Annotated in this window: 16 protein-coding genes; 7 read left to right on the top strand and 9 right to left on the bottom strand. The window is 33.6% G+C overall.

What is annotated here, in order from left to right; genetic code table 11:
* Positions 1–10: 10 nt before the first annotated feature.
* The 9 genes from J2X17_RS07690 to J2X17_RS07730 all read right to left on the bottom strand — a co-directional run bounded on the left by J2X17_RS07690 (position 11) and on the right by J2X17_RS07730 (position 11992).
* Positions 11–1030, bottom strand: coding sequence for a hypothetical protein (locus J2X17_RS07690; RefSeq protein WP_310296245.1), 1020 nt, complete (start codon positions 1028–1030; stop codon positions 11–13).
* Between the two features lie 100 nt (positions 1031–1130).
* Entirely contained in the window at positions 1131–1973 is an 843-nt protein-coding gene (locus J2X17_RS07695) for a DUF6625 family protein (protein WP_310296247.1), read from the bottom strand.
* Between the two features lie 146 nt (positions 1974–2119).
* Positions 2120–2356: a DUF3820 family protein gene (locus tag J2X17_RS07700; RefSeq protein ID WP_310296249.1), complete on the bottom strand. Its 237-nt coding sequence runs from the start codon at positions 2354–2356 to the stop codon at positions 2120–2122.
* A gap of 227 nt (positions 2357–2583) precedes the next feature.
* Positions 2584–4512, bottom strand: coding sequence for a glucosamine-6-phosphate deaminase (gene nagB / locus J2X17_RS07705; RefSeq protein ID WP_310296251.1), 1929 nt, complete (start codon positions 4510–4512; stop codon positions 2584–2586).
* A 535-nt stretch (positions 4513–5047) separates the two neighbouring features.
* Positions 5048–5449, bottom strand: a complete 402-nt coding sequence (locus tag J2X17_RS07710) for an OsmC family protein (RefSeq protein ID WP_310296253.1) — start codon at positions 5447–5449, stop codon at positions 5048–5050.
* Positions 5449–7515 carry a LysM peptidoglycan-binding domain-containing protein gene (locus tag J2X17_RS07715; RefSeq protein ID WP_310296254.1) on the bottom strand — a complete coding sequence of 689 codons (2067 nt, stop codon included), beginning with the start codon at positions 7513–7515 and terminating at the stop codon, positions 5449–5451. The genes J2X17_RS07710 and J2X17_RS07715 overlap by 1 nt, the downstream gene beginning before the upstream one ends.
* A gap of 95 nt (positions 7516–7610) precedes the next feature.
* Positions 7611–9527 (bottom strand): lytic transglycosylase, encoded by a 1917-nt coding sequence (locus tag J2X17_RS07720; protein ID WP_310296255.1) that lies wholly within the window; start codon positions 9525–9527, stop codon positions 7611–7613.
* A gap of 61 nt (positions 9528–9588) precedes the next feature.
* Positions 9589–11118, bottom strand: a complete 1530-nt coding sequence (guaA, locus tag J2X17_RS07725) for a glutamine-hydrolyzing GMP synthase (RefSeq protein WP_026981989.1) — start codon at positions 11116–11118, stop codon at positions 9589–9591.
* 160 nt (positions 11119–11278) lie between these two features.
* The gene (locus J2X17_RS07730) at positions 11279–11992 is read right to left on the bottom strand and encodes a hypothetical protein (protein ID WP_310296259.1); all 714 of its coding nucleotides are present in this window, start codon (positions 11990–11992) and stop codon (positions 11279–11281) included.
* 300 nt (positions 11993–12292) lie between these two features.
* Between J2X17_RS07730 and J2X17_RS07735 the strand changes: the two genes are divergently transcribed.
* From J2X17_RS07735 to J2X17_RS07765, 7 genes are all read left to right on the top strand, one after another.
* Entirely contained in the window at positions 12293–13210 is a 918-nt protein-coding gene (locus J2X17_RS07735; protein ID WP_310296261.1) for a DnaJ C-terminal domain-containing protein, read from the top strand.
* A complete protein-coding gene (locus tag J2X17_RS07740) occupies positions 13203–13508 on the top strand; it encodes a chaperone modulator CbpM (RefSeq protein WP_310296262.1) in 306 nt (101 codons plus the stop codon). Before J2X17_RS07735 ends, J2X17_RS07740 begins: the two co-directional genes overlap by 8 nt.
* A 330-nt stretch (positions 13509–13838) precedes the next feature.
* Positions 13839–14222, top strand: coding sequence for a RidA family protein (locus J2X17_RS07745; protein WP_310296263.1), 384 nt, complete (start codon positions 13839–13841; stop codon positions 14220–14222).
* 106 nt (positions 14223–14328) lie between these two features.
* Positions 14329–15573: a voltage-gated chloride channel family protein gene (locus J2X17_RS07750; RefSeq protein ID WP_310296265.1), complete on the top strand. Its 1245-nt coding sequence runs from the start codon at positions 14329–14331 to the stop codon at positions 15571–15573.
* Positions 15574–15787: 214 nt separating this feature from the next.
* Positions 15788–16792, top strand: coding sequence for a DHH family phosphoesterase (locus tag J2X17_RS07755; RefSeq protein WP_310296266.1), 1005 nt, complete (start codon positions 15788–15790; stop codon positions 16790–16792).
* 6 nt (positions 16793–16798) lie between these two features.
* The gene (gene gldI, locus J2X17_RS07760) at positions 16799–17497 is read left to right on the top strand and encodes a gliding motility-associated peptidyl-prolyl isomerase GldI (protein ID WP_310296268.1); all 699 of its coding nucleotides are present in this window, start codon (positions 16799–16801) and stop codon (positions 17495–17497) included.
* A 14-nt stretch (positions 17498–17511) separates the two neighbouring features.
* Positions 17512–18588, top strand: coding sequence for a peptidylprolyl isomerase (locus tag J2X17_RS07765; protein ID WP_310296270.1), 1077 nt, complete (start codon positions 17512–17514; stop codon positions 18586–18588).
* The last annotated feature ends 30 nt before the right edge of the window (positions 18589–18618 follow it).

Below are 18618 nucleotides of genomic sequence, written 5' to 3' on the forward strand. Positions count from 1 at the left end.
TTTATTTAGATTAATATTGCCTTCTATAAACTTCAACACCATTCTTATAAGCCACTATAGCACCATCATTCTTTCCCGAATCCATGACTGTATCAATTCCAGTGATTCTATATAATCCATCTTTTTCTCCATAATTAACAAAACCATCAGCTCCTGTTACTGTAATATTTGGGTGCGCTAATGAAATCATTTGAGCTATGGATAGATTATTTTGAGAAACTGTACCAGACTGACAAGACCATAAAGATAGAATTGTACCATTTTTATCTTTTGCATTCGTCCAATTACTATTCATCAATTCCATATATTTATCAAAATCTGTTGCATTTCTAATACCAACGCTATGTTTTTCATCCAATATAAAGCCTGGTGCTCCATGACCAAATAAAGTAAATTTACCATCTCCAATCGTGTAAGACCTCGAATCGGCTACTCCATTAAATCTATTCTTACCATCAGCAAAAAAATTAACAGGTTCTTCACCGTAGTTACTAAACCCTAAAATACCGTTATTGTAAGACACTCCTTTAGGTAATGTACTTGGTGCTTTATAATTATTGGCAACTGTAACGTTATTCAGAATCGTACCCGGCAAATCTGGAGTACCATATAATATCATACTATTTTGCCTTTGACCTGAAGGTGTTCCCTCATTATTTATAAAAGAACTTATTTGCTCATTAGTAGATAACCCATTACTTTTTTTTAAAAAATCAGAAAAACGATTAATAAACTCTGGTGAATTTGTAGATATTCCATTACTAGTTTGAACCCATCCGTTTGTATAATTATTCGGATTTGAACCTCCAACTGCACCACTAGGAGACGAACCCCAAGAGTTGTCAAAATTATTTGGAGCCCATCCGGCAGAACTTGCCCAATAATTAGTATCAAAACCACGTGGATTTGTTCCTCCATATTCTAATGAGCCTCCAAGGAAGCTACCACCACTACCAACCATTCCTGAACCTCCCATTATACTTTTCATTTCTTCTTTGCACATTGTATCTTCAATATCTGCAAAACTCATTTTTTTAATTTTCATAGTATTATGATTTTAAAAATTGTACCTCCAAATATATAAATAAAATATTACAATTAAAATAAAATACATATTTAATAACTTACAATTATGTCAATTTCTTCATAATTGCTGTTTTAGTAAAATAAAATTTATTTGGTATAGGGTTTAATATTTTACGATTTGAGCAAGAAGTTTTAAATTGAATTAAATGATAAAACATGACTTCATACATTTCTTTGTACACCATTCTTCCTTTATTCCATTCAATATTACCGGGCAAACCTTCCACAATTATAAAATCAAAAAAAGCTCTGAGCTGAAATTTTTTTTCTTCTTTCTTCACTACATAAGTCATACTTTCTATAGCGTTTTTAATATCTAAAATTGATAATCCTATTTTCAGTTTTTCAAAAAGAAAATTACATTCATCAAAACAAAAGTGGATAGGATTACTGAAAACCATTTTATAATCTTTGCTTTTCATGAATAATTGATTGACATAATCATTATTTCTAAATAAACAAAAAGAGCCAGTGATATAATCATGACGACTACTTATTACATCATAATTATTTAAAATATCTTCGGTCATAAAATTCCGGATAGACCCGTAAACAATATCTATATCTCCAATTCCCCAAAAATCATAACCCGATATAATTTCAGGAAACAAAAAACCATAGGCTGGTTTAAAATCACATAATTTATAAGGATAATCAATATTTACTGTAAAACCAAGTTTTTGAGAAGCTACTGCTTTAATCTCATTAAGTGTTTTGTATATAATTTTTACATTATCTGGTTTATTATCAATTCTAGTTTGATTATCTGTAATAATGTAGAAATCGACGGTTGGATTAAAAGAGCAAGAATGCAAAAAATAAGGTAAGTACCACGGAAATTTTCCGTACCAACAGGTAATACTTGCTATTGAGGTAAGTTTTGACATAAAAAAAATAATTCTAAAAAACATGACTTTATATTAAAGCTTTAAAATTTAAAGCTTTAATTGTGGCATCAATTTGTTTTTTAGAATTATAATAATTTACATAATCAAATATAGGTACAAAAATCGATAAAAAAAGGTTTTTCTTACTATTTTAAAGGCTTCGGATATTGCTTCTTAATATTCCGAATTAATTCCTCCAAACCATTCAGTTTTAACTCGTAAATGAGAGCTAATTGCTGCCCTAATTCTCCATTAGGAAAACCTTTATTATGATACCAAACCACATAATATTCAGGTAAATCGATTAAAAAGCGTCCTTCATATTTCCCGAAAGGCATTTTGGTGTGGGCTAATTTGATGAGAAGTTTTTTGTCTTGTTCCATTTTTTTTAAAAGAAAAAAGAAGCAAGATGAAAGAATATAGACTCATTCTCTCCTCTTGCTTCTTAATGCTACAAAGCTATTATTATTTTTATTCTTTTGCCACAGATTAGAAGATTTACACAGATTATTTTTTTTTAAGTGACAGAAATCATTTAAAACAATTTACAGCGCTGCTAAACTTTTTAAACCTTAGAATCTTAGCTCCTCAGAACCTTAGCAACTTTTTTTTAGTAATGCCATCTCACGAAAGCTTCCATAGCCGCATAAGTTGCCAAACCTAATTGTTGGTACAAAGCAGCCGTTTCAGCATTTCGGTCTTCGGCTCTTTGCCAAAATTCTCTGGCATCAGTTCCCTGAAAAACAACACCATCTTTTTGAGATTGGTGCTTGAAAATTCCGTGACGTTTTGCCAATACCTGATCCGGACTCATTGGTACCGCCATTTCTACTTCATCAATTCCCCATTCCTGCCAAGCACCACGGTATAACCACAACCAGCAGTCATCCATAAAAGATTTTGGTTTTAACGCTTTTACAGCTTCAAAAATAGCATCCAGACATACTTTGTGCGTTCCATGCGGATCTGCTAAATCTCCTGCAGCGTAAATTTGGTGTGGTTTGATTTTTTCTATTAAATCCATTGTCAATTGAATATCTTCCTTTCCAAGTGGTTTTTTCTCGATTGTTCCCGTTTCATAAAATGGCAATTCCATGAAGTGAATCTGATCATCTGTTAAACCAACAAAATTACTCGTAGCTCTCGCCTCCCCTTTTCGGATTAATCCTTTTATATAACGAACTTCCGGAATATCAATTTCACTATTCTTTTTATTCTCTAAAAATGTTTGCGCTTTTTTGTAAATATTATCTGCCTCAGCACTTTTGATTCCGAATTTCTCGTTGTAATCAATTACGAATCTTGCAAAACGCAACGCTTCATCATCTGCAACAGCAATATTTCCAGAAGTTTGGTAAGCGACATGCACTTCATGTCCCTGCTCCTGCAAACGCATAAATGTCCCTCCCATACTGATAATATCATCATCCGGGTGCGGACTGAAAATCAATACACGTTTTTTAGCCGGCTCAGCTCTTTCTGGTCTGTTCGCATCATCAGCATTTGGTTTTCCTCCTGGCCAGCCTGTGATTGTATTTTGTAATTTATTAAAAATTTTGATGTTGATATCGTACGCCGGACCTGAATCTGCCAATAAATCACTCATACCGTTTTCGATGTAATCAGCATCAGTCAGCATTAAAATTGGTTTTTTAAGCTGAAGAGCCAATCCTAAAACTGCTTTACGAATTAACTTATCTGTCCAGATTACTTTTTCTACCAGCCACGGTTTATTAATTCTGGTTAATTTTGAAGATGCTTCTTTATCTAAAATAAAAACAGCATTATTATGTTCCTGCAAAAATGAAGCTGGCACTCTATTCGTAACTTCATCTTCAACTGATTTTTTTACAATATTTGATTTTCCTTCACCCCAAGCCATCAAAATAACTTGTTTGGCTTCCATAATTTTCTTTACTCCAAGCGTAATCGCAGTTCTTGGCGTGTTGCTCAATCCAAAGAAATCCTTACTTGCCGCAACTCTTGTAATATGGTCCAGCGCCACTAAACGAGTTTTTGAGTTTTGAAGCGAACCTGATTCGTTGAAACCAATGTGTCCGTTTCCTCCAATTCCTAAAATCTGCAAATCGATTCCGCCCAAAGCTTCAATTTTAGCTTCATAATCATGACAATAATCTGCAATTTGTTCTTTTGTCAAAAGTCCGTCCGGAACGTGAGCGTTTTCAGGTAAAATATCGACGTGATCGAACAATAATTCTTTCATAAAACGAACGTAACTATTGATCGAATTTGGTTCCATCGGATAATATTCATCCAAATTGAAACTGATTACGTTCTTGAAACTCAAACCTTCTTCTTTATGCAAACGCACTAATTCAGCGTATAATCCTTTTGGAGAAGAACCTGTTGCCAATCCTAAAATACAAGGCTGATTTTCTTTTTGTTTTGATTGAATTAAGGCTGCAATTTCCTGCGCAACTGCTTTTGACGCTTCAGAAGAATTTTCAAAAACAACCGTATTGATGTTTTCGAATCTTTTTTCGAATCCTGTTGCTTTGTCGATTTTACTTTTTAACATGATATATTTTTTTTTTAATTTTTATAAATTTTAATTGCATGAAAGGATTTTCGAACCAATAGATCTCTTTTAAAATCTTTCTGATTTCCTAAAAAACATATTTCAGTTCTCGCCTAACAATTTCATTTCCAAAATTTAACTAATCACTTAATTATCAATCTCATATAAAGATAAGATCTTTACAATTACAACACAAGTGAATTAATCAGCTTACCGAACTTGCTTTCTTTGCTGTAATCATAAGTAAATTTAATGTGAAACAAAAGTAGTAATACTTTCGAAATATTTGCAGAAAATTTTGAAAAATTTGCATTTTTTTTGCAATTAAAAATAATCTGCATAAAATTTACATCATTCGTATTTATTCATAATTTTTAAAACCTTATCCTTAACAACCATGCCTAAATATCATTAATTTCAGCACATTACACAATTCTGCCAATGAATTAAAAACGCATAAAAACAAAAAAAAGAGCACAAATTGTGCTCTTTTTGAAATTTTCATTTTGCAAATAAAATGAAAAATATCTTTAACTTACTTCCAATTGAAAGTAATTCTCTTTTCAATTTCTGAATTCAAACTTAAAAATACCGGACAAGTCATTGCCGCGCGCTCCAAAATTGTTCTGTTTTTCTCCCCTTCAACACCTTCCATATCAAAAACAATTTCGATTGCCCCAATTCTTCTTGGTTCGGCATTCATTATTTTAGTGACTTCGGCAGTGGAACCAATAAAATCCACACTTAAATCGCGCGCCTTAATTCCCATAATTGTCATCATGCAGCTGGCCAAAGCATTTGCCACTGTATCTGTTGGAGAAAAAGCTTCTCCTTTTCCATTATTATCTACAGGTGCATCTGAAATGATTTCGCTTCCGGATTGCACGTGAATTGATTTTGTTCTTAAATCACCTAAATAGGTTACTTTTGATGTCATTAGTTTGCTACTTTTAAAGTTAAATCTGAGTCGTAATATAAAATGTAGACGCCTTTATTGGCGTGCCCACCATCTTCTTTTTTATAATATTGAAATTTATTATCTACTTGTTCCGTAGTTATTAAATCTGCAGTTTCCTGATACGTCTTTCCCTGCACCAAACGCATCATCGTATCAAAAGTAACATCAAATCCTCTTGTGGCATACGTATTTGGGTTCACCTTATTTTTCAGACGATATTCTTTTTCAAAAATTAAAACTCCAGGTTCATCGCTTTCACGAGTCACTGACGGATACATTAATTTCAGTTTTACTAAATTTTCAAAACTAATCTCATCTGTATCCAGTGTACTGTTTGGTTCTAAAATTACCAATTGTACCTGACATGTTTTTTGCGCATCAGTTAAAGCCTTGATTGTTGTTTTAATCATAGCGGTATTTCCCGTTTCCATCACAACATAATTCATTCTGTTTGGCAACAGCAAACTTTTTAAATTTGCAACGTCCAAGCCTCCAGTTTCGGTCAAAGCAGCAAACACGACGCCTTTTTGATTTTGTTTGATGTAATTAATAACAGACTCTTTTTTCTTATCTACAACAGCCACAATATTTCCATTCTTAGCACGCATATAATCAAAAACAGCATTACGAACGATATCGTTAGAAGGTATTGACTGATATAAATTATCTATCGGATTTGCTGTGTCTTTTGATAAAGGCGAGATTACCGGAACATTATACAAACGAAGCGTATTAGCCGCTCCTTCAGCATTAGTCTGATAAAACGGTCCGATTACTGCATTAGCATCCTGCAGTTTATTTTGAGCAATTAAGCCAGAAACATTCGATGATGTTTTAGTCTCTCCTGAATCATATATCGAAACATCAATTGGTAAACGTAAAGTTTTTGCCGAATCGATTGCCATCATTGCTCCCGAATAAAAATCCAGCGTCATGTTCAGGAACTTGTCATTTTTAATTCGGTTTGCAGCACTTGTGGTATCGTTTTGCATTTTAGCCAAATTAAAAGGAAGTAATAAAACCAATTTTTTACGATCGGTCTGTCCTCTTTTTTTAGTCAATTCCACTACTTCAGGATTAGCAGAAACTGTTTCAGATTTTACTTTCTCTAAAATCTTAATACCACCACCACTTGAATTATCAATTGGTTTCTCAACAGCTTTTTCTATTGGTTGTTGTTGAATGACAATTGGACTTGGAGCCAAATATCCTGAAGGAACTTTTAAAACCATTCCTTCTTTTACTCCTTCAGAAAGTGACGGATTCAATTCTGTCAATTCTTCCTGACTAATATGAAAAGTTCTGCCTAAACTATAAAAAGTTTCTTTTGGCTTAACCTGGTATTCCATATAAGTAGTTACTTTTTTTGGAGCTTCTGCAGGCTTAGCAACATGAGCAACCGCTGCTGAATTTTCTGTTTTAGGAGCTGTTCCTTTTATTGTCAGTCGATATCCAACTGGCAAGTTAGAAACAATCTCAGGATTGCGTTTTTCCAGTTCTTCAATTGTAATACCGTATTGTTTTGCTATTGAAAACTTAGTTTCTTTTGCTATAACATCATGATACACATATTTCTCTTTATTTGTTTTTGAAGTGGTTGGGCTCGCTTTTGATGCCGATCCTTTTCCAGGAATTACCAATTTCTGTCCGATTTGAACCCCCGTTTTTTCAAGACCAGGATTCGCCGCTTTTAACGCTTCATCAGAAACATTGTATTTTTTTTCAATACTGTAAAAAGTCTCTTTTGGCTGAACTTCGTGTATTATTTCTTTTGAATTTACAGCAACTTTTGTGCTAGTTGCTTCTGTTTTATTCGCAGCCGCTTTACTAACATTCGTCGGAATCAGTAAAACCGTATTTGGTTTCACTCCATTTCTTGCGTCAGGATTTAACTGATAAATATCGTAAGGCGTAATTTTAAATTTTACGGCAATCTGATTGACAGTTTCTCCACTAGAAACGGTATATTTTATCACTTTTTCCTGCGAGAAGGCAGAACAAGTAACAAAAAAAACAAGGGATAATAAGGCGAAATAATATTTCATAATAAGGCTTAAACAATTTAATTTTTAATTCAAAAACAAGATACTAATTTTGATTGAAGCAAGATTCAGGCCACTTGTTAATTTTTTTCAAATTATTACCTAAGATCAATCTCTGCCTTGGCAATAATAATATCCTTATATAACTCATCTTCCTCCTTTTTCTTGCATTTATATAAAACTTCTTCCATATTTTGGTATCTGTCTGAATAAACATAATACGAAAGACTGTTTATATTAAAGAAAAAACTAGCATTAAAATCCCCAGAATCAATAAGTTTCATAATAAACTTATCTCTTGGAATTGCATCTGTAAATATACCCAAAACTAAGTAATAGCCATTTGAAACTTCTTTAAGATTATCAAAAACTTCAACTTTTATAGTTTTATCGCTTTTAAGCGGGTTTTCTTTTAACTCACGTTTCATTTCCTCTAGCGAAACTGTTTTTGAAGTTTGACCTGAATTATTTTTACCTTGATTTTTAATAACATCATCGTGATATTTCCTCAATTTTATTAAAGCCAGTTTATCATCAAATTTACGAGCTTCCATGCTGTAATAATTCGCTTTGCTGATATGTCGTTTTACCTCAATTTTCTTTTGAGTATCCAGCGAATCAATTTTAGCAATTAAAAGTTGGTTTTGTGCATCACCTTGCTCCTGCTCAATTTTATAGCGTTTTATTTCTTCCAACGAAAGTCTTTGCTGCAACGAATTGACATTATTATTCTTTTCGCTTTCGCGGATTTTCTTCTTATACTCCTGATTTTCTTCAACAGCAATTTTCTCTACTTTATTCATTAAACCCGCATAAGCTTTTCGGTTTTCAGCGAGCTCTTTTTTCAATTGAGATGATAATTCGCTTGTCTTTCCGATGCTTTCATACGATTGTTTTTCTAAACGTTTGGATTCATCGACGTTCAAAACATCCATTCTTTTCAATTCAACCAAATCATTGTTCATCGTGTTTACCAGCGAATCTAATTTCGCCATTAAAATATCCTGAACGTTTTTATTGGCTTCTAAAACCAAACGCAGTTTTTCAACTGAATTTTCTTTAGAACCATTCATATCATTCAGATTAACTTTCAAATCATTGATTTTGATAATCTTCTGATTCATTTCTTTCTGAACAACCAATCTGTCTTTTAAATCATCAATCTCAACTGTTTTGGCTTTTGTTTTTTCAACCACAACTTGTTTTTCGGCTAAAGCCAACATCAATTCTTCGCTCTCGTTTGTGGGTTTAATTTCTTTTGTATTGATAGCTAACTTGTTGCCTACAACCAATCCGTTTACGATTTCAGGGTTTTGAGATTCTAACTGATCGATTGAAATTCCATATTTTTTGGCAATTGAAAATTTAGTTTCTTTCGCTTCAACAACATGAAAAATGGTTTCCTGATTAATTACCCGAACTCTTCCATCCAACGTTTTTCTTTTGTTTGGAATAGTAATCGTCTGACCAATTTGCAAACCGTTTTGAAGAATCTCCTTATTCAAATTTTCAAGATCCTGAACCGAAACATTATATTGTCTGGCAATACTAAACAAGGATTCTTTAGCAACTACCTGATGGCTTACTTTTGAAGAAGTTGCAATTTCATTTTTTGGAAGATCATCGGAATTTTGCGGAATTACTAATTCCTGACCCATTTGAAGTCCATTAGCCAAAATTTCAAGATTTGCAGTCTGGATAGCATCAACCGTAACTTTATATTGTTTCGATATGCCATAAAGCGTTTCTTTTGCAGCAACGACGTGGGTAATTTGTTGCTTCTGAATTTGTTTTTCTGTGGGGTGGACTGGGATTTTAAGAACTTGATTGTCTTGGATTCCGCTTTGTGATTCAGGGTTGAGTTTGTAAATTTCATCAACAGAAACCTTATATTTTTGGGCAATAAAATAAGCGGTTTCCCCTTTTTGAATTTTGTGTTCAATAATTGAATCTTGTGCAGTTATTTTGTTAAAAGACAAAATAAAGACAAGAGAAATCGTTAAAAGTTCTCTCATAAATAGTAGGTTTAAAAATTTAAGGCGTTACAAATGTAACGCCTTAAATTGAAAAATAGTACTATTCCCACTCAATTGTTGCAGGTGGTTTTGAACTTATATCGTAAACAACGCGGTTCACGCCTTTTACCTTGTTTATAATGTCATTTGACACCTTCATCAAGAAGTCATATGGCAAGTGAACCCAGTCAGCAGTCATACCATCTGTAGATTCTACAGCTCTTAACGCTACTACTTTTTCGTAAGTACGTTCATCGCCCATCACACCAACAGAATTTACTGGAAGCAAAATTGCTCCAGCCTGCCAAACTTTATCATATAATCCCCAAGATTTTAATCCGTCAATAAAAACAGCGTCAACATCTTGCAAGATTTGAACTTTCTCAGGAGTAATATCCCCTAAAATCCTGATTGATAATCCAGGTCCCGGAAAAGGGTGTCTTCCTAATAATTCAGGATCTATTCCTAAAGTAGCCCCAACTCTACGAACTTCGTCTTTAAACAACATTCTTAGTGGTTCTACAATTTTTAATTTCATATAATCTGGCAATCCACCAACATTGTGATGTGATTTAATCGTTGCCGATGGTCCTTTTACAGAAACCGATTCGATAACGTCAGGATAAATTGTTCCCTGTGCCAACCATTTTACGTCTTCGATCAAATGTGATTCATCATCAAAAACTTCGATAAATACACGACCAATTGTTTTGCGTTTGGTTTCAGGATCAGAAATTCCCGCTAATTCACCAAGAAAACGATCTCCTGCATCTACTCCTTTTACGTTTAATCCCATTCCTTTGTATTGGTCTAATACATTTTGGAATTCGTTTTTACGAAGTAAACCGTTGTTTACGAAAATACAGTATAAGTTTTTACCAATTGCCTGGTGTAATAAAACTGCTGCTACAGTTGAATCAACTCCTCCGGATAATCCTAAAACTACTTTATCATTTCCAAGTTTCTCTTTTAATTCTCCCACCATTTCTTCAACGAAAGCGTTTGGTGTAAAGTTTTGAGGCACTTCAGCAATATCTACTAAAAAGTTTTTAAGCATTTTTGATCCATCTGTAGAATGGAAAACTTCAGGATGATACTGAATAGCATAAGTTGTTTCGCCTTCAATTTTGTAAGCAGCATATTCTACGTCATGCGTGCTTGCTAATTTCACAGCATTTGTTGGCAAAGCTTTAATACTATCGCTGTGGCTCATCCAAACCTGACTGTTTTCTGAAACATCGTTAAAGAAAACTTCATTCTCCTTAATATAAGACAAATTTGCTCTACCGTATTCTCTGGTGTTTGAAGCTGCTACTTCTCCACCGCTAAAGTGAGCTAAGTATTGTGCTCCGTAACAAACCGCCAACATTGGAAGCTTGCCTCGAATTTGAGATAAATCAGGATGTGGAGCATCTTCTGCACGAACAGAAAATGGGCTTCCTCCTAAAATTACTGCTTTATAAGGTGATAAATCACTAGGAAAGTGATTGTAAGGGAAAATTTCGCAGAATATATTTAATTCGCGAACTCTACGCGCAATAAGCTGAGTATATTGCGATCCGAAATCTAAAATAAGTACGTTGTGTTGCATGCGCAAAAATACTTTTTATATTCCAAAATGAAAAATCGGAACAATAAAAAAAATATTTTTTTTTATTGTTCCGATTTTTAGATACAAAGCCACAGAGTTACAAAGGTTCAGAGGTTTCTTTCTTTGTCCCTTTGAGCCTTTGTTACTCTGAACCTCGAAGTTACTCTTTCGTCACAAGAATCGAAGCCTTAAATCCTGCAGCAAGGTTGTCCCAATAATCGTTGGTAACCAATTGCCCTTTATCATCATAAACCTGTATTTCAGCTGTATTTCCGCCTAAAGTACCAATATTCAGAGCTTCAAAATCTAATTTATTGAAACCTACTACGAGATTTATTTTAACTTCTTTAAAATTAGAGTCTAAAAATATCTGATCTCTAATTACCTGATCATTCGAGGAAACCTTTACCAAATCTCCATCAATCGCACCAAAATCCCGAAATCTTATGATGAAATAATTTGATTTGGTTTTAAAATCTCCCAGTGAAATATTTTTCTTAACCAATGTTCCCCTTCCTTCTCTTAACCCTTCAGCTCTCAAAGCTTTATCTACATCTTTCTCCATTTTGGCCACATAACGATCGCCGGGATTGGCAAAATCAGTTTCTGTAGACATGGTAAATTTACTTTTTTGTTCTCCTACCTGAAATTTAGACTTTGGAGTTATAGTCTTATTGTCGTAAACATTTGGTGTTTTTATACTTGGTATATCTGAATTTTCAGCCTGAGGATCTTTGATCTCAGGAGTAGGAAGTTTTTTAGGTTTAGCGCTGAATTTTGGAGCCGGAATCGCCTTGTACTTTGTACCAAATTCGGTTTGGGCTGATACTGATACAGCTGTAAAAAATAATATGAAAAATAAAATTTGCTTCATTGAAAAAGTTTTATCGAATCGGCTTTTATAATTTTATAAAATAATAGTATAGCAAAGCAAAAATAGCATAATTTAATTACTGACTTTAACTTTAAGACTTTTATAACAATATATTAGGCTAAATTTTGGAAACAAAAAACTTGCCAAAAAATCGTTATTAATATCCAAAAGAAAAATTCCAAATTCCAAATCGATCTGCAATACGTTATTTTTTATTTAAAAAGAATTGCATCATTTTGATAATTACGCACTTATTCCTAACTTCAAGAATTTAAATGAATTTTATAAAAAACATATAAAATGGATTATATCGACTACTATAAAATATTGGATGTTACAAAATCAGCTACAGAAGCCGAAATAAAAAAAGCATATCGAAAACTGGCTCGTAAATACCATCCTGATTTAAATCCGAATGACAAAGAAGCGGAGAAAAAATTCAAAGAAATAAACGAGGCTAATGAAGTTTTAAGCAATCCTGAGAATCGCAAAAAATACGATAAATACGGAAAAGACTGGAAACATGCCGATGAATTTGAAAAAGCGGGTTACGATCCAAATCAACAGCAATATTCGAGACAGCAGCAAGGCGGAAATCAGGATTTTTCTGGTTTTGGCGGAGATTTTTCAGGAAGTGATTTTTCTGATTTCTTTAATTCGATGTACGGTGGGGGAAGAAGTTCAAGAACACAATCGAAATACCGTGGACAGGATTTTAATGCCGAATTACAATTGGATTTAGCTGCAGCATACACAACCCATAAACAGAATTTAACCGTAAATGGAAAAAATATCCGAATTACAATTCCCGCCGGAGTTGAAAACGGCCAAATAATTAAAATTCCGGGACATGGAGGACCAGGCGCAAACGGAGGGCCTAATGGAGATTTATATATCACTTTTAATATTGAAAACAATTCAGATTTTAAACGGGAAGGAAATAATCTTTACTCTGATGTTGAGCTCGATTTATACACCGCAATTTTAGGCGGAGAAACTTTCGTAAACACTTTTGACGGAAAAGTAAAAATTAAAGTTGCACCTGAAACACAAACCGGAACGAAGGTCAAATTAAAAGGAAAAGGATTTCCGGTATACAAAAAAGACAATCAGTTTGGTGATTTATTCATTACGTATAATATAAAAACACCAACGAAATTATCTCAAAAAGAGAAAGAATTATTTGAAGAATTAGCTAAAATAAGAAATCATGAGTAGTAAAAACTTAATTCAGATAAAACAATTTTGCATATATCACGAAATTGAAAACACCTTTATAACGGAGCTGCACAATTATGGTTTAGTGGAAATTATTATCGAGGAAGAAGATGAATATTTACAGCCTGAACAGTTGCCCGTCATCGAAAAAATGATTCGCATGCATTATGATCTTAAAATAAATTTGGAAGGAATCGACGCTATTTATCATTTGCTGAACAAGATTGAAACTTTACAGCAAAACCTAACGGCAACGCAAAACAAACTTCGTCTTTTTGAACAGTATCAAATTGAATAATCAAGGTTTTTTGCTCACAGATTTCACAAATTAAATAATTTATGCTTTTTTTTCCGACACGAATTACACAAATTACGCAAATTAAATTAGTGTACATTTGTGTAATTCGTGGCAACAATTTTATACAAATAAGTAATCCTTAAAATCATTTCATCTGTGGCAAAAACAAAATCTATCTTTTTTAAATATCACAAAAAAGACTATTTTACAGTTTGATTTCAAATAAATCTATACTCTTTTCAGTTACATATTTTATAAATTGCGACGGTATTAACTAACCAGAATTGTTTTTAAAAATCGACAAAAAATAATTCCAAAAAAACATAAGAAATGAAAAGAGAAAACATCTTGACAGGATCACCATGGGAAGACAAAATGGGATATTGCCGTGCCGTACGAATTGGTAATATTATTGAAGTTTCGGGCACTGTGGCAATTGTTGATGGCGATAAAGTAAAAGCCGATGATGCTTATGCTCAAACTTATAATATTTTAGAACGTGTTGAAAAAGTACTGGAAGATTTGAATGTTGGAATTAAAGACGTCATCAGGACCCGAATTTTTACCACTAATATTTCAACTTTTGAAGATGTTGCGAGAGCGCATTCGGCATTTTTTAAGGATGTAAAACCTACAACCGGTTTTTATGAAATCAGTAAACTGGTTGCCCCTGAATATCTAGTTGAAATTGAATTTACAGCTGTTGTTCAGTAATATTTATTAGCCACGAATTCACGAATTAATATTGTAAAAAGATCAAAACAGATATTTTTTTATAAATTCGTGAATTCGTGGCGAAAAACCTGCCCATCTTAAATTGATGATCTCTCAAAAACTAAAAGAAATATTCCTGACTACTTTCAAATGGATTTTGATCTGTATTTTGATAGGCATTTTGTCCGGATCGGCTTCGGCATTTTTTTTAGTTTCTCTTGAATGGGTTACCCAATTTAGAATTCACCACGACTGGATTGTGTGGCTTTTGCCTTTCGGCGGATTATTGGTCGGATTTAGTTATTACTACTGGGGCGAATCTGTCGTAAAAGGCAATAATTTATTACTGGAAGAATACGAAAGTCCGAAGAAAGTAATTCCGTTTAAAATGGCTCCTTTAGTCCTTTTCGGAACTTTAATCACCCATTTATTTGGAGGTTCTGCAGGCCGTGAAGGAACTGCGGTACAAATGGGCGGGGCAATTGCAGATCAATTCACTAAAATTTTCAAACTAGATAATTCCGAAAGAAAAATTCTGATTATCCTCGGAATCAGTGCCGGTTTTGCATCGGTTTTCGGAACTCCTTTGGCAGGTGCTATTTTTGCATTGGAAGTTTTGTACTTCAGTAAAATCAATATCAAAAGTATTATTTTATCTTTTATTGTTGCTTACGCCGCTTACTTTACTGTCGAATTCTGGCAGGTTAAACATACCCATTATAGTATTCCTGATATTCCTGAAATCAATTTACAAAATATTGCATTTACTGCTATCGTTGGAGTTTTATCAGGTTTTGCTGCTTTATTATTTTCCAGAAGTACTCATTTTTGGGGTTCTCTTTTTTCAAAAAATATCAAATACCCTCCATTACGACCTTTTGTTGGCGGAATCATTTTAGCCATTGCAATTGCTGGTTTCGGTTTTACAAAATTCTCCGGATTAGGTGTTCCGGTTATTGTAGATTCTTTCTCAAATCAAAATCAATGGTATGACTTTTTACTAAAAATATTGTTTACCGGATTCACTTTAGGAGCCGGTTTTAAAGGAGGCGAAGTAACACCATTATTTTTTATAGGTGCTACTTTAGGAAGTGCTTTATCTGCAATTATTCCGATGCCAATCGCTCTTTTGGCAGGAATAGGATTTGTAGCTGTATTTTCGGGCGCGACCCACACTCCTATCGCCTGCACGATTATGGGAATGGAACTATTCGGAATTGCACCCGGAATTTTCATTGCAATTGCCTGCACAATTGCCTATTTTTCTTCAGGTTCTGTTGGGATTTATAAATCACAGATTGTGAAGGGAGCTAAATATAAGTTGTATCATAAAATAAATTCCAATTTTTAAATTCCAAAACCCGGGATAGCTTCTCAATCGAAGCAATATCTTAAAATTCTCTTTGTGAATCTCTGTGAATTCTTTGCGAATCTCTGTGGAACAATACTCCTAATTTCACAATTCAAAACTCATAACTTATAACTCCTAACTCATAATTTATAAAAGTGTGTTAATCTCCAAAATGTTTTCAACATTACATTAAAAAAATGTAAATTCGCACACTATGAAAATACAAGATATTCAGGCAATACAATTGTTGCTTGCGACTCCAAAGAAAATTGCAATTATACCGCACAGAGGACCAGATGGCGACGCTATGGGTTCTACTTTAGCTTTATACCATTTTTTATTAAAAAACAACCACCAGCCAACGGTTATTGCACCAAATGATTTTCCTGATTTTTTGGCTTGGCTTCCAGGTTCAGAAACAGTAAAAATATTTGAGAAAGACACCGAAAACTGCACCAAAATATTAGAAGAAGCGGAGTTAATTTTCACACTCGATTTTAATGCGTTTCATCGTACAGGCGAAATGGAACACACTTTGGCAAAACTAACTGCTCCGTTTATCATGATAGATCATCATCAAAAACCTGATGATTATGCAGCTTATACGTATTCTGATACTTCTTTTGGTTCAACTTGTGAGATGATTTACAATTTCATTTCTTTCTTAAATAAAAAAGAAGATTTGGATAAAACCATTGCAACTTGTATTTATACCGGAATTTTAACCGATTCAGGATCATTTCGTTTTCCGGGAACTACAGGAAATACACACCGAATCATTGCAGAATTGATTGATCTGGGAGTTGAAAATACTCAAATTCCTGTTTTATTATTTGATAATAGTTCGTACAGTCGATTACAATTATTAGGGCGTGCTTTACAGAATATGAAAGTTTTAGAAGAACATAAAACTTCTTATACTGCACTTACTCAGGATGAACTGGATTCTTTTGATTACGTAAAAGGTGATACTGAAGGAATTGTAAATTATGGATTAAGTATAAAAGGTATTGTTTTTACTGCTATTTTTATCGAAAATAAAGAAGAGAAAATTATCAAAATTTCTTTCCGTTCGCAAGGTGGATTTGACGTAAACCAATTTGCCAGAGATCATTTTAATGGCGGAGGGCATAGTAACGCTGCCGGTGGAAGATCAGATGTTTCGATGGAAGAAACCTTGAAAAAATTTGAAGATTTAGTAACCAAACTAAAAATATAACCTACTATGAACTACATAAAACTAAGCATATACACGCTCCTTTTTGCTGTTTTATTGGTGAGCTGCAAACAGCATGAAGATGCCAGAAGACCCATTTCGAGAGCTTCGGGAAGTTTCATGAAAAAATCAGTTGATCGCAATAAAAAATTAATTGCTGACGAAGAGAGTACTTTTAAGAAAATTATCAAAAGCAATCCTAAAGTTAAATATTACGCAACCAGAAAAGGATATTGGTTTTCTTATGATGAGAGAAATTCAAACGAAACCCAAACGCCACGAAAAGGATATATCGCTTATTTCAATTTAGAAGTAAAAGACATCAAAGGCAACGTGATTTATTCTGAAGCTGATTTAGGTCCACAAACGTATTATGTAGACAAACAGGATATCATGATGGGATTACGTGACGGTATTAAATATATGCATAAAAACGAAACAGTGACTTTCTTATTTCCTTCGCATATTGCTTACGGATATCATGGTGACAACAAAAAAATAGGACCCAATGAACCGTTAATTTGCACGGTAACATTACGCAATATTGTACCTGATCCAGCGGCTCCGCAAACAGTACCAACAGGCACTCCTGCAGCACAAACATCCGCGACGGCAGTACCAACAGGACAAACTGTAAAGCCTGTTACACCTAAACCTGTTGCAGCAAAACCAGTAACTCAAACTAAAAAAGATACAATAAACCCATAAACAACATTTTGAAAATGAAAAAGAGTATTTTACTATTACTATTAGCCGTTACCTCATTTTATTCCTGTAAAGACGAGCACAGCAATTTACCTGATGGTTTATATGCTGACATTGAAACTAATAAAGGTCATATTATTGTTGAATTAGATTATAAAAAAGCACCTGTTACAGTAGCAAATTTTGTAACCCTGGCTGAAGGTAAAAATGAATTTGTAACAAAAGATTACCTAAAAAAGAAACCGTTTTATGATGGTTTAAAATTTCATAGAGTTATTGAAGATTTCATGATTCAAACGGGAGATCCGGAAGGAACTGGTTCTGGAGATACAGGGTACAGATTCAAAGACGAAATCACTGATTTAAAATTTGACAAAGCAGGTGTTCTGGCAATGGCTAATAACGGTCCCGGAACTAACAGCAGCCAATTTTTTATTACGCATGTTGAAACTCCTTGGTTAGACGGAAAACATACTATTTTTGGACATGTAGTTGAAAAAGGACAGGAAGTAGTAAATCAGGTTAAACAAGATGACAAAATTGTTTCTGTAACAATCATAAGAAATGGTGAAGAAGCCAAAAAATTTGATGCCGTAAAAGTATTTCATGATTATTTTTCAGAAATAGCAAAAGAACAAAGCAAATACGCCGAAGTTCACAAAGAAAAAGTGGCTTCTTTTGCAGCCTTAAAAGCTAAAGCTACAAAAACCAGCACTGGATTAGAATATGTAATTACTGAAAAAGGAAGTGGTAAAAAACCTGCAACTGGAACTCAGGTTTACATACACTATGCAGGATTCTTAGAAAACGGAACTTTATTTGATTCAAGTATAGAAGAAGTTAACAAAGCTTTTGGAAAATTTGATCCTGCAAGAGCTGAAGCAAAAGGATATCAGCCAATTCCTTTTACAGCAGGAAGTAAATCAGGTCTGATTCCTGGTTTTATAGAAGGAATTGAGCAGCTTTCATTTGGAGATAAGGCTGTTATTTTTATTCCATCTCACTTAGCTTACGGTACAACCGGAGCTGGAGCAGTAATTCCGCCAAATGCTAATATTATTTTTGAAATTCAATTATTAGAAAAACCACAATAGCATATTTTAAAACTTATATAGACTTAAATT

Origin of the sequence: Flavobacterium aquidurense (assembly GCF_031458035.1) — a bacterium.
In the GTDB taxonomy this organism is placed as follows: domain Bacteria; phylum Bacteroidota; class Bacteroidia; order Flavobacteriales; family Flavobacteriaceae; genus Flavobacterium; species Flavobacterium aquidurense_C.

Excerpts from the sequence above, each read along its gene's own strand:
- J2X17_RS07690 (WP_310296245.1), bottom strand. The coding sequence starts at position 1,030 with ATGAGTTTTGCAGATATTGAAGATACAATGTGCAAAGAAGAAATGAAA.
- J2X17_RS07695 (WP_310296247.1), bottom strand. The coding sequence starts at position 1,973 with ATGTCAAAACTTACCTCAATAGCAAGTATTACCTGTTGGTACGGAAAA.
- J2X17_RS07700 (WP_310296249.1), bottom strand. The coding sequence starts at position 2,356 with ATGGAACAAGACAAAAAACTTCTCATCAAATTAGCCCACACCAAAATG.
- nagB (WP_310296251.1), bottom strand. The coding sequence starts at position 4,512 with ATGTTAAAAAGTAAAATCGACAAAGCAACAGGATTCGAAAAAAGATTC.
- J2X17_RS07710 (WP_310296253.1), bottom strand. The coding sequence starts at position 5,449 with ATGACATCAAAAGTAACCTATTTAGGTGATTTAAGAACAAAATCAATT.
- J2X17_RS07715 (WP_310296254.1), bottom strand. The coding sequence starts at position 7,515 with ATGAAATATTATTTCGCCTTATTATCCCTTGTTTTTTTTGTTACTTGT.
- J2X17_RS07720 (WP_310296255.1), bottom strand. The coding sequence starts at position 9,527 with ATGAGAGAACTTTTAACGATTTCTCTTGTCTTTATTTTGTCTTTTAAC.
- guaA (WP_026981989.1), bottom strand. The coding sequence starts at position 11,118 with ATGCAACACAACGTACTTATTTTAGATTTCGGATCGCAATATACTCAG.
- J2X17_RS07730 (WP_310296259.1), bottom strand. The coding sequence starts at position 11,992 with ATGAAGCAAATTTTATTTTTCATATTATTTTTTACAGCTGTATCAGTA.
- J2X17_RS07735 (WP_310296261.1), top strand. The coding sequence starts at position 12,293 with ATGGATTATATCGACTACTATAAAATATTGGATGTTACAAAATCAGCT.
- J2X17_RS07740 (WP_310296262.1), top strand. The coding sequence starts at position 13,203 with ATGAGTAGTAAAAACTTAATTCAGATAAAACAATTTTGCATATATCAC.
- J2X17_RS07745 (WP_310296263.1), top strand. The coding sequence starts at position 13,839 with ATGAAAAGAGAAAACATCTTGACAGGATCACCATGGGAAGACAAAATG.
- J2X17_RS07750 (WP_310296265.1), top strand. The coding sequence starts at position 14,329 with ATGATCTCTCAAAAACTAAAAGAAATATTCCTGACTACTTTCAAATGG.
- J2X17_RS07755 (WP_310296266.1), top strand. The coding sequence starts at position 15,788 with ATGAAAATACAAGATATTCAGGCAATACAATTGTTGCTTGCGACTCCA.
- gldI (WP_310296268.1), top strand. The coding sequence starts at position 16,799 with ATGAACTACATAAAACTAAGCATATACACGCTCCTTTTTGCTGTTTTA.
- J2X17_RS07765 (WP_310296270.1), top strand. The coding sequence starts at position 17,512 with ATGAAAAAGAGTATTTTACTATTACTATTAGCCGTTACCTCATTTTAT.